Annotated in this window: 2 protein-coding genes (1 of these 2 only partly in view); both read left to right on the top strand. The window is 69.2% G+C overall.

Going from position 1 to position 12,151, the window contains the following annotated elements:
• On the top strand, window positions 1-6,663 hold the full coding sequence (locus tag BLT28_RS12310) for a non-ribosomal peptide synthetase (RefSeq protein ID WP_030430619.1): 6,663 nt from the start codon (window positions 1-3) through the stop codon (window positions 6,661-6,663).
• Window positions 6,663-12,151, top strand: the beginning of a protein-coding gene (locus BLT28_RS12315; protein ID WP_052407524.1) for a non-ribosomal peptide synthase/polyketide synthase. It continues 13,513 nt past the right edge of the window; only the first 5,489 of its 19,002 coding nucleotides appear in the window; it begins with the start codon at window positions 6,663-6,665; its stop codon lies off the right edge, out of view. Before BLT28_RS12310 ends, BLT28_RS12315 begins: the two co-directional genes overlap by 1 nt.

Here is a 12,151-nt window from a genome sequence, read left to right on the forward strand (position 1 = left end):
ATGACCGCTGAGACGGCCCCGACACCGTTGTTCGCCGCACTGTCCAGGCACGAGTGGGAGCAGACCGCGCGCGCCGTTCCCGCGCGGACCTTCCCCGAGCTGTTCGAGGCGCAGGTCGCGCGATCGCCCAACGCCCTCGCCGTCCTCGACGGCGATCTCCGGCTGACCTACGCCGAGCTGAACGCCCGGGCGAACCGGCTGGCGCACAAGCTGATCGCCGCGGGCGCCGGGCCGGAGGAGATCGTCGCGCTGGTGCTGCCGAGGTCGGTGGAGATCATCGTCGCGCAGCTGGCGGTGCTGAAGGCCGGTGCCGCCTACCTCCCGGTCGACCCCGGCTACCCCCGCGAGCGCATCGCCTACATGATCGATGACGCGAAACCCCTGCTGGTACTGGACAAAACGGTCGAAACCGGCGGGCTGCCGGAGACCGATCCGGTGGTGCAGCTGTCGCCGGACAACGCCGCGTACGTCATCTACACCTCCGGTTCCACCGGGCGCCCCAAGGGTGTCGTGGTGTCGCACCGGGGTCTGGCGAACTTCTCCGCGGCCGAGGCCGAGCGCTTCGACGTGCGGCCGGGCGACCGCGTGCTGCAGTTCTCCTCGCCGAGCTTCGACGCGTCGGTGCTGGAGCTGTGCATGTCGCTGCCGGTCGGCGCCACGCTCGTGGTGCCGCCGGAGGGGCCGCTGCTGGGTGAGCAGCTGGCGGAGGTCCTGCGGCGGAGCCGGATCAGCCACGCGCTGATCCCGCCGGTGGCGCTGGCCACCGTGCCGGACGGGGTGGAGCTCCCGGAGTTCCGGACCCTCGTGGTGGGCGGCGACGCGTGCCCGCCGGAGCTGGTGCAGCGGTGGGCCCCGGGCCGCCGGATGATCAACGCCTACGGGCCGACGGAGGCGACGGTCGTCTCGACGTGGAGCCGCCCGCTGGTGCCCGCCGACGCGCCGCCGCCCATCGGCGGCCCGATCTGGAACACCTCGGCCTACGTGCTCGACAGCGCACTTCGCCAGGTCGACGTCGGTGAGCTCTACGTCGCCGGTGTCGGCTTGGCGCGAGGGTACCTGCGCCGCCCCGGGCTGACGGCGACGCGCTTCGTCCCGGACCCGTTCGGCCCGCCCGGCAGCCGGATGTACCGCACCGGTGACGTGGTGCGGCGGACCTCGACCGGTGTCCTTGAGTTCGTCGGGCGCGCCGACCACCAGGTCAAGCTGCGTGGCTTCCGCATCGAGCTGGGCGAGATCGAGGCCGCCATGCAGGCCGTTCCCGGAGTGCGGCAGGCCGTCGCGCTCGTCCGGGAGGACCGGCCGGGTGACAAGCGGCTGGTCGCCTACCTCACCGGCTCGGCCGACCCGGTGCGCGTCCGCGAGTCCCTTTCGGCGAGCATGCCGAACTACATGGTGCCTGCCGCGTTCGTCAAGCTCGACGCCTTCCCCCTGAGTCCCAACGGAAAGCTCGACCGGAAGGCGCTTCCGGCTCCCACGCGGTCGACCACAGGTGAGAGCGCGCCCCGCACGGAGCGGGAGGCGTTCGTCGCGCGTCTGTTCTCCGACGCGCTCGGCACCGACCAGTTCGGCATCCACGACGACTTCTTCGGCCTCGGTGGGGACTCGGTGCTCGCCGTGAAGGTCCTGGCGCGCCTGCGGGAGAAGTACGGCAGCGCGGTCTCCCCGCGTGCCGTGTTCGACGCGCCGACCGTCGCGAAGCTGGCCGCATCGCTGCCGTCCACCACCACCGCGGCGGAGTGGATCCCGCGCGCCGACCGCAGCCGCAGGTTGCCGCTTTCTCCGGCGCAGCAACGCCTTTGGCTCGTCGAGGATCTTGCTCCTGGTGGCATCGACCACAACACCGGCGTCGCTTTGCGCCTCAGCGGACCACTCGACCTGGTGGCGTTGCGGTCCGCGCTCGACGAGCTGGCGCAGCGGCACGAGGCGCTGCGCACGACCTTCGACTCCGTTGACGGACAACCGTTCCAGATCATCGCCGAGGAGGGGACGATCCCCGTCCGTGTCGTCGCCGGAGTCGACGTGGACGCGGAGCTGGAGCGCGAGCTGAGCCGCCCGTACCTCCTCTCGAGCGCGCTGACCCGCGTTCTGCTGATCGAGGTGAGCGCCGAGGAGCACGTGCTCCTGTTGGCGCAGCACCACATCATCACCGATGGCTGGTCGGTCGCCTTGCTGCTGGAGGAGCTGGCCGAGCTGTACGCGGCGGCGGTGCAGGGCCTGCCCGCGATGCTGACCGAGCTGCCGATCTCGTACGCGGACTACGCGGTGTGGCAGCGGGAACGCTCGAAAGACGTGCTGGGCGGCGGTGTCTCCCACGGGCACCTGGCGTACTGGCGGCACAAGCTCGACGGGCTCGAACCGCTCGACCTGCCGACCGATCGCATCCGGCCCCCGGTGCGCACTTCGGCGGGCGCGGTGCACCGCCGCGCGCTGCCGACAGGTCTCGTCGAGCGGCTGTCCACAGTGGCCAGAGCACACGACGCGACGCTGTTCATGACCTTGACGGCGGCGGTGAAGATCATGCTGTCCCGCTACTCGCGGCAGCGGGACGTCTCCGTCGGCACGGTGAACTCCGGTCGCAGCCGCACGGAGCTCGAAGGCATCGCGGGCTTCTTCGTCAACACACTCGTGCTTCGGTCCTACGTGGACCCCTCGCTGGAGTTCCCCGAGTTCCTTGCGGAGGTCCGCGAGACCGTGCTGGAGGCGTTCGCCCACGACGAGGTGCCCTTCGACCGGCTCGTGGAACACCTCCAGCCGGAGCGCGACCCCAGCCGGACCCCGCTCGTGCAGGCCATGGTCGCGCTGCAGCAGCCCCTGGTTCGGCGCAACCGCATGGGGCCGTTGCGGGTCAGCGAGTACGACCTGCCCCGCCCGTCCGCGCGCTTCGACGTCGTCGTGGAGTTCTGGCCGGGCGTCGAAGAACCGCTTGCGGGTTCGAGCAATGGCGCAGCCTCGTTGTCCATGGTGATCGAGTACAACACGGATCTGTTCGACGCCGACACGATCGCGCGGATGAGCGAGCACCTTGAGGTGCTGTTGAGCGGCATCGTGTCCAATCCGGACAGTGCCGTCGGCGAGCTTCCCATGCGCGGCCCCGAGGAGGTCGTCACCGACACCGAGGAGATCGTGCGCGTGCGCGGCTTCCGGGTGGATGTGGCGGCGGTGGAGACCGTGCTGCGGCGACACTCCGATGTGGACGATGCGGTGGCCGTGGTGAACACCGACTCCGGGCGCGGGCGGCTCGTGGCGTTCGTGCAGGCGCGCAGTCACGATGCCGGTGTCCTGCGGTCCTTCCTGGCGCAGGTGCTGCCCGATTACATGGTGCCGACCACGTTCGTCTTCGTCGACTCCCTCGACCGCGGTGCGTTGCCGGAGGTGCCGGCCGAATCCCGTCTGGAGTCCAAGTACGTGGCGCCCCGGACGCCGATCGAGGCCACGCTCGCGGAGATCTACTCCGACGTCCTCGGGGTGCCGAGGGTCGGCGTGCGGGACAACTTCTTCTCCCTCGGCGGCGACTCCATCCTGTGCATCCAGGTCGTGACCAGGGCGCGCCGGGCCGGGCTCGTGCTGACCTCCAAGGACATCTTCGTCCACCAGAGCATCGCCGCGCTGGCCCCGCACGTCGCCGAGGCGCGGGAGCAGCAGCACAGCGAGCAGGGCCAGATCACCGGCGAGGTCGCGCTCACGCCGATCCAGCGGTGGTTCCTGACCGGTCACGCCGAAGATCCGCTTGCGGGATCGAGCATCAACACCGAAGATCCGCTTGCGGGATCGAGCATCAACACCGAAGATCCGCTTGCGGGATCGAGCATCAACACCGAAGATCCGCTTGCGGGATCGAGCATCGACACCGTTTCCCCCGCGCGGTTCAACCAGTCGATGCGGATCATGCTCGACGAGAAGGCCGACGTCACGGCGCTGCGCGCGGCGCTGGTGGCGGTGATCGAGCACCACGACGCGCTGCGCATGCGCTTCCGCGTGGTGGACGGCGAGTGGGTGCAGGACAACGCGCCGGTCGGCGAGGTCGAGCCGTTCAGCGATGCCGCGCCGGACGAGGCTTTCGACCTCGGTTCCGGGCAGTTGCTGCGCGCGAAGCTGCTGGACGCGCGGACGGTGCTGCTGACCGCGCACCACCTCGTGGTGGACGGCGTGTCCTGGCGGGTCATCGCCGAGGACCTGGAAGCGGCCTACCGACAGGCACTCCGGGGCTCGTCCATCCACATCGGACCGAAGACCACCTCGTTCCGCGAGTGGTCCCGCAGGCTCGGGGAGCACACCGCGAACGGCGGCTTCGCCGACGAGCGGCGCTACTGGAGCGACTCCGCGGAGTTCGAGCTCCCGACTGATCGCACGGGCGCGAACAGCACCTCGTCGATGCGCGAGGTCCGTGTTCGGCTTTCCATCGCGGAAACCAACGCACTGCTCAGGGAGGTGCCCGAGGCATACCGGACGCAGGCCAACGACGTGCTGCTGGCCGCGCTCGGCATGGTTCTCGGCAGGTGGGCGAGGACCGACCGGGTGCTGCTCAACCTCGAAGGGCACGGGCGCGAGGAGATCTTCGACGGCGTGGACCTGTCGCGCACCGTCGGGTGGTTCACCACGATGTTCCCCGTCTCCCTGCATCTCCCCGGCTCCGGGTGGGGTGAGGTTCTGAAGTCCGTCAAGGAGCAGCTGCGCGCCGTTCCGCAGCGCGGCATCGGGTACGGGGCGCTGCGGTACCTGGGCGGGGACACGGGGCTCGACGCCGCACCACAGGTGAGCTTCAACTACCTGGGTCGCTTCGACGACAGCCAGGGCGCTCTCGCGCTCGACACGGACCCCTCCGCGCCGCGTGCGCACATGCTCGACGTGGTCGGCGTGGTGGAGAAGGGCGCTCTCGCCTTCACCTGGTACTACTCGGACGCGCTGCACGACGACGACACGATCCGCGGGCTGGCGGACGAAATGCTCGTGGCCTTGCGCGAGATCATCGCCCATTGCGCGACGCCCGGTGCCGGTGGCTGGACGCCGTCGGACTTCCCTCTCGCACGGCTGACGCAGGACCAGGTCGACCGGCTGGCCTCGGAGTCCACAGAGGACATTTACCCGCTGACGTCGATGCAGGCCGGCATGGTCTTCCACGGCCTCTCGCAGGGCGATCAGGGCGCCTACTTCCAGCAGACCAGCTTCGTCCTGGACGGCGTGCGGGACAGCGCGCGGTTCGCCGAAGCCTGGCAGCGCGTCGTCGACCGCACTCCCGTGCTGCGCAGCTCGGTGGTGTGGGAGGGCGTCAGCGAGCCTGTGCAGATCGTGCACAAGTCGGTGCGGCTCCCCGTTGCCCACCTGGACTGGACGGGTGTTTCCGAAGAGGAGCGCCAGGCCCGTTTGGCGGAGCTGCTGGAGCGCGACCGCGCTGAGGGATTCGATCTGGCCACTGCTCCGCTGATGCGCATCGCCCTGGCTCGGTTGTCGAAGACCGAGGTTCAGGTCCTGTGGACCTTCCACCACGTGCTGCTGGACGGTTGGAGCGTCTTCCAGGTCCTCTCGGACGTGTTCGCCGGCGGGGACGCGCCGCTGGAGCGGCGGCCGTTCCGCGACTACGTGCAGTGGTTGCAGGAGCAGGACAACGACGCGGCCGAGGCGCACTGGCGCAGGGTACTCGGCGACTTCACCGATCCGACTCCGCTGCCCCAGGACCGGGAGAACGCGGACCTGCACACCACTGCGGCTTCGGAGCAGCAGTCCTTCGGGTTATCCCTTGAGGACTCTGCTCGTCTCTACGCGTTCGCCAAGGAGCACCACCTCACGCCGAGCGCGGTCGTGCAGGGCGCTTGGGCACTGCTGCTCTCCCGCCACAGTGGACGGAACGAGGTGTGCTTCGGCTCCACCGTCTCGGGGCGTCCGGTCGATCTGGCCGGAGTGGACGCGATCACCGGCATCTTCATCAACACGCTGCCGGTGCGCGTGTCGGTCCAGCCCGGCGCCGATACGTCCGAGTGGCTGCGCGAACTCCAGGCCGCGCAGGCGGAGGCCCGCGGTTTCGAGCACGTGTCGCTGACGCAGATGCAGGCGTGGAGCGGGGTTCCCGGTGGTCAGGCGCTGTTCGACAGCCTTCTGGTGTTCGAGAACTACCCGATCGACGACGAGGCGGCGAGCGCGCACGGGCTGCGGCTGCGCGAGCTGCGGGCGGTGGAGACGACGAACTTCCCGCTCAGCGCCACCGTCTACCCCGGCAAGCAACTCGCGTTCGTGCTCGGCTTCGATCCGAAGCTGTTCGACGCCTCCACCATCAGCGGTCTTGGCGAGGACCTGCGGACGCTGTTGGTCGGCTTGACCAGCGAGGGTTCGCTGCCTGCTTTCGCCGTCGCGAGCGAGGAGGCCGTCCAGCGCCTCACCCCGGGACCGGTCGGCTACGTGGCGCCGGAGACCGAGACGGAGGAGCTGCTGGCCGAGATCTGGGCCGAGGTGCTCGGTGTGGAGAAGGTCGGCGTCGAGGACAACTTCTTCGACCTCGGCGGGGACTCGATCCTGAGCCTGCGGATCACGTCGAGGACCAAGGAGGTCTTCGACATCGCGCTCACCCCGCGCGACGTGCTGACCAGCCGCACTGTCGCCGCCTTCGCCGCACTCGTCGAGGAAACGATCTTGCGGGAGCTGGAAGCTCTCGCTGCTGAGGAAGAAAGCTGATGTCGTCGAAGCAGAGCCGTGTCTCCGCGCTGCCCGCGCACCTCCAGGAGAAGCTGAAGCAGCGGTTGGCGGGCAAGGCGAAGAGCGCCGACGTCATCCCGCCTGCTCCGCGCGACGAGCCGTTGCCGCTGTCGCTGGCTCAGCAGCGGTTGTGGGTCCTGCACGAGCTCCACCCCGAGGACAACGAGTACAACAGCGCCTTGGCGGTGCGGTTGACCGGTGCCCTGGACGTGCCCCGGCTGGTCGCGGCCGTGCGAGAGGTCCACAGTAGACACGAGTCGCTGCGCACGACCTTCACCGAGGTGGACGGCTCACCCGTGCAGGTCGTACACCCGGCGGCGGAGCTGCCGGTTCCGGTGGTGGACTGCACTCGCGAAGAGCTGGACTCCTTGCTGGAGAGGGAGTTCTCGTGGACCTTCGACCTGCGCAGCGGTCCGCTGTTCCGGGCGATGATCGCGCGGGTGAGCGAGCAGGAGCACGTGCTGCTGCTCAGCTCGCACCACATCGTGGTCGACGGCTGGTCGATGGGCGTTCTGGCCACCGAGCTGAGCCAGCTCTACGCGGACTCCTCCTTGCCCGCACCGTCGCTGCAGTACGCGGACTTCGCGGTGTGGCAGCGCGGTCGGTTGACCGCGATGGACGACCACCTCGTCTACTGGAAGAAGCAGCTCGACGGGATCGAGCCGTTGAGCCTGCCGACAGACCGGCCGCGTCCGGCTGTGCGCACCTCGGCCGGTGCGGCGCACGAGTTCACGCTCTCCCCCGAGGTGACCGCGAGGCTGGGCTCGCTGGCCCGTGAGTGCGAGACGACGCTGTTCACGGTCCTGATGGCGGCCTGCAAGGTGCTCTTCGCGCGCTACTCCGGGCAGCCCGACATCGCCCTGGGCACGGTCAGTTCGGGGCGCAACCGGCCGGAGCTGGCTGAAGTCGTCGGCTTCTTCATCAACACCGTCGTGCTTCGCTCCACTGTGGACTTCTCGCAGACCTTCGGCTCGTTTCTGCGCGAGGTCGATTCGACGGCGCTGGACGCGTTCGCCCATGACGAGCTGCCTTTCGACCGGCTGGTCGAGTCCGTGGGTGTCGCGCGGGACCCGAGCCGCAACCCGCTGTTCGACGTGATGGTGCTGCTGCAGAACGCGCAGCGCGGTCTCCCGGACTTCGCCGGGCTCCAGGCTTCCGAGGTGAGCCTGAACCGGTGGGCGGCGAACTTCGATCTCAGCGTGGAGTTCACCGTCCGAAGGACCGCTTGCGGGTCCGAGCATCAGAACAGCCGGGAGGTCCTTGAAGTCACCTTCGAGTACAGCACCGACCTGTTCGACGCCTCCACGATGGAGAGGATGGCGGCGCACCTGACCGCTCTCCTGACCTCCGTCGACGCCGGCACCCGGCTCGATCAGCTGACGTTGCTGGACGCGGGCGAACTGGCGCGGGTCACCTCCGAGTGGAACGACACGTCGCTGGACGTCCCCAGGTGCACCTACGTGGACCTGTTCGAATCGCAGGTGGCTCGGCGGCCGCACGAGACGGCGCTCGTGTTCGGCACGGAGGAGTTGACGTACAAGGAGCTCAACGAGCGGGTGAACCGCCTGGCGCACAAGCTGATCGCGTCGGGCGCCGGCCCGGAGAAGGTCGTCGCGCTGAGCCTGCCCCGGTCGACCGAGATGGTCGTCGCGATCCTCGCGGTGCTCAAGACGGGATCGGTGTACCTGCCGGTCGACCCCTCGCTGCCCGCGGCGCGGCAGAAGGCGATGCTCGCCGACGCGAACCCCGTGCTCGTCGTCACCAGTTCGTCCGATGTGGACGGATTCCCGGCGACGAACCCCGGTGTGGCGATCCGGCCCGAGCAGGGCGCGTACGTCATCTTCACCTCGGGGTCGACGGGGTTGCCCAAAGGAGTCGTCGTCGAGCACCGCCACCTGGTGAACCTGCTCTTCAACCACCGAAACGACTTCGTGGCCGAGTGCGGTGGGCGGCTGCGGGTGGCTCTGTCCGCGGTGTTCTCCTTCGACACGTCGTGGGAGGGTCCGGTCCTGCTGGCGGACGGGCACGAGCTGCACCTGCTCGCCGACTCCGTCCGGCTCGACGCCGACGCGCTGGTCTCCTACGTCCGGTCGCGGCGCATCGACTTCCTCGACCTGAGCCCGTCGTACGCCGGGCAGCTCATCTCCGCGGGCCTGCTGTCCGGTGCGCACAAACCGAAGGTGCTGATGCTCGGCGGTGAGGCGCTGAGCGAGTCCCTGTGGCGATCCCTGGCGGCAGTTCCCGAGACGGCCAGCTACAACTTCTACGGCCCCACCGAGGTCACCGTCGACGCCGTGTCCACGCGGATCTCCGGCTCGCGTCCCGTGATCGGCCGTCCCCTGCGCAACCTCCAGGCCTATGTGCTCGACCAGCGGCTCCAGCCCGTTCCGCCCGGTGTCGCGGGCGAGCTGTACCTGGCCGGTGCTCAGGTCGCCCGCGGCTATCTCAACCGTCGCGGGCTGACCGCGTCGCGGTTCGTCGCCAACCCCTTCGGTTCCGGCTCGCGGATGTACGCAACCGGCGACCTCGTGCGCTGGACCGCTTCGGGGACCTTGGAGTACCTGGGTCGAGTCGACGACCAGGTCAAGATCCGCGGCTTCCGCATCGAACTCGGCGAGATCGAGGCCGCCCTCCTCTCCCACCCCGCGGTCACCCAGGCCGTTGTCGTCGCCCGCGAGGACACTCCTGGTGCCAAGCGCCTCGTGGCGTACGTGGTCGGCGACAGCGCAGAGCTGCGTGAGCACGTCAAGCGCGTGCTGCCCGAGTACATGGTGCCATCGGCGATCGTGGTGCTCGACGAGATCCCGTTGACGAAGAACGGGAAGGTGGACCGCAAGGCCCTCCCGGCTCCGGAGTGGGACGGCGACGACTACGTGGCCCCGCGCACGGAGACCGAGGCGAAGCTGGCGGAGATCTGGGCCGCCGCGCTCGGGGTCGAGCGGGTCGGGGTGAATGACAACTTCTTCGGCCTCGGCGGTGATTCGATCGTCAGCATCCAGATCGTCTCGCGGGCGCGGCGGGCCGGGCTCAAGCTCGCGTCGCGAGAGGTCTTCCTGCACCAGACCATCGCCGAACTGGCCGTTGCGGTCACCCCTACCGGCACCGCGGACGCGGTGGACCGCCCGTCCTGGCCAGCGCCCCTCACACCGATCCAGCACTGGTTCCTCGCCGAGCACGGGCCGATCGACCACTTCACGATGTCCGCGCTGTTCGGCCTCGCGCCCGACGTGGACGAGCGCGCGCTCGAACAGGCGTTGAACGCGGTCGTCCGGCACCACGAAGCGCTCCGGCTGCGCCTCACCGGCCGCACGCAGTCCCCTGTGGACAGTGAGATCACGCTGGAGCGCGGCACGGACCCGCTCGCCGCGCAGACCGGGCTCTCCCTCGAACACGGGCCGCTGATCAGGGCGGTTCTCCTGGACGGCCCGAGGCTGTTCCTCACCGTGCACCACTTCGCCATGGACGGGGTGTCCTGGCGCATCCTGCTTTCCGACCTGGAAACCGCCTACGACCAGCTCCGCGCCGGTAAACCCGTCAGCCTGGAGCCGGCGGGCACCTCGTTCGGCCAGTGGTCGCACGCCCTTGCCGCGCACGTCGAGAGCGGCGCCCTCGACGGCGCCCTCGCCCACTGGACGAGCCTGCCGACGAGCAGCAGCCTGCCGGTGGACCGAGACGGTGCGAACACCGCGGGCTCCACGCACAGCGTGTCCTTGCGCCTCACCAGGACAGAGACCGACGCGTTGCTCCACCTGGTACCCGGCGTGTACCGGACCCAGGTCAATGACGTCCTGCTCAGCGCGCTCGGCCGGGCACTGTCGTCCTGGACCGGGGAGGGCACTGTCTCGATCGCGCTCGAAGGCCACGGGCGAGAGGAGATCATCGACGGCGTCGACCTCTCCCGCACGATCGGCTGGTTCACCACGCAGTTCCCGGTCGCCCTGAGCATGCCCGCCGATGACTGGGGCACGGTGCTCAAGTCCGTCAAGGAACAGCTCCGCGCGGTTCCGCACCGCGGGCTCAGCTACGAGGCGCTGCGCTACCTTCGCGGTGGGCTCGACGAGCACGAGCTGCCCGCGGTGAGCTTCAATTACCACGGCCAGTTCGACGTGGGATCCGAAGGGCTGTTCCGCGAGCGGCACGGGCCGGTGGGCCAGGACCTCGCCCCGACCGAGAAGCGCACGTTCCTGCTCGACATCGCCGGGGTGGTCGAGAACGGCGAGCTGGAGCTGACCTGGATCTACTCGGAGAACGTGCACGAGGAGCGAACGGTCCGGCGTGTGGCCGAGCAGACGATGTCCGCGCTCCGGGAGATCGTCGTCCACTGTGGACGTCCCGGCGCGGGTGGGCGGACACCGTCGGACTTCCCCCTGGCGAAGCTCTCCCAGGGCCAGGTCGACCGCATCGCCGGGACCGGGGCGAACGTCGAGGACATCTACCCGCTGACGCCGTTGCAGGCGGGCATGCTGTTCCACAGCCTGGTCGACTCCGCCTCCGGTGTCTACGTGGACCAGATCCGGTTGACCCTGGACGGCGTCTCCGATCCGCATGCGCTCGGTGAAGCCTGGCAGACGGTCGTGGACCGCAACCCGATCCTGCGCAGCGGTGTCGTCTGGGACGGGGTCGACGAGCCCGTTCAGGTCGTTCGCCGCGATGTCACCTTGCCGGTCAAGCACTTCGACTGGCGTGGGCTGTCCGAAGAGGAACGTGAACGCGAGTTGGCGCGCGTCCTGGCCGACGACCGCGCCGAAGGCATGGACCTCACCGCCGACGTGCTGATGCGGGTGGCGATCGCCCGCTGCACCGACGACCGCGTCATGCTGATCTGGTCCTCCCACCACGTCTTGTTGGACGGGTGGAGCACCGCGCAGGTGTTCGCCGAGGTCTGCGATGTGTACGCGGGCAAGCGCACTCCCCCTGCTCGTCGCCCGTTCCGCGACTACCTGCGGTGGCTCGGCGCACGGTCCGCTGAGGAAGCTGCTGCGCATTGGCGGCGCGTCTTGGAGGGATTCGAGTCCCCCACCCCGCTTCCCTATGATCGCCAGCCCACCGAGGCCCACCGCGCTGAAGGCACCGAAGCGGTTCGCGTCTCGCTTTCGCTGGAAGAGTCCACGCGGCTGCGCACCATCGCGCAGAGCAACGGTCTCACCGTCAACACTGTCGTCTCGGGCGCATGGGCGCTGCTGCTGTCGCGGTGCAGCGGCGAGTCCGACGTGACGTTCGGCAGCACCGTCTCGGGTCGTCCCGAAGAGCTTGTCGGTGTTGAGTCGATGGTCGGCATGTTCATCAACACCGTGCCGACGCGGACCACTGTGGACAGTGCTCGCAACACCGCCGCATGGCTCCGTGAGCTCCAGGCTGCGCAGAGCGAGTCGCGCCGCTACGACTTCGTTTCCCTGGCACAGCTCCAGGGTTTCGTCGGCGGCAGCACGCTCTTCGAGAGCGTGTTGGTCTTCGAGAACTACCCCTT

It is taken from the genome of Allokutzneria albata (assembly GCF_900103775.1).
In the GTDB taxonomy this organism is placed as follows: domain Bacteria; phylum Actinomycetota; class Actinomycetes; order Mycobacteriales; family Pseudonocardiaceae; genus Allokutzneria; species Allokutzneria albata.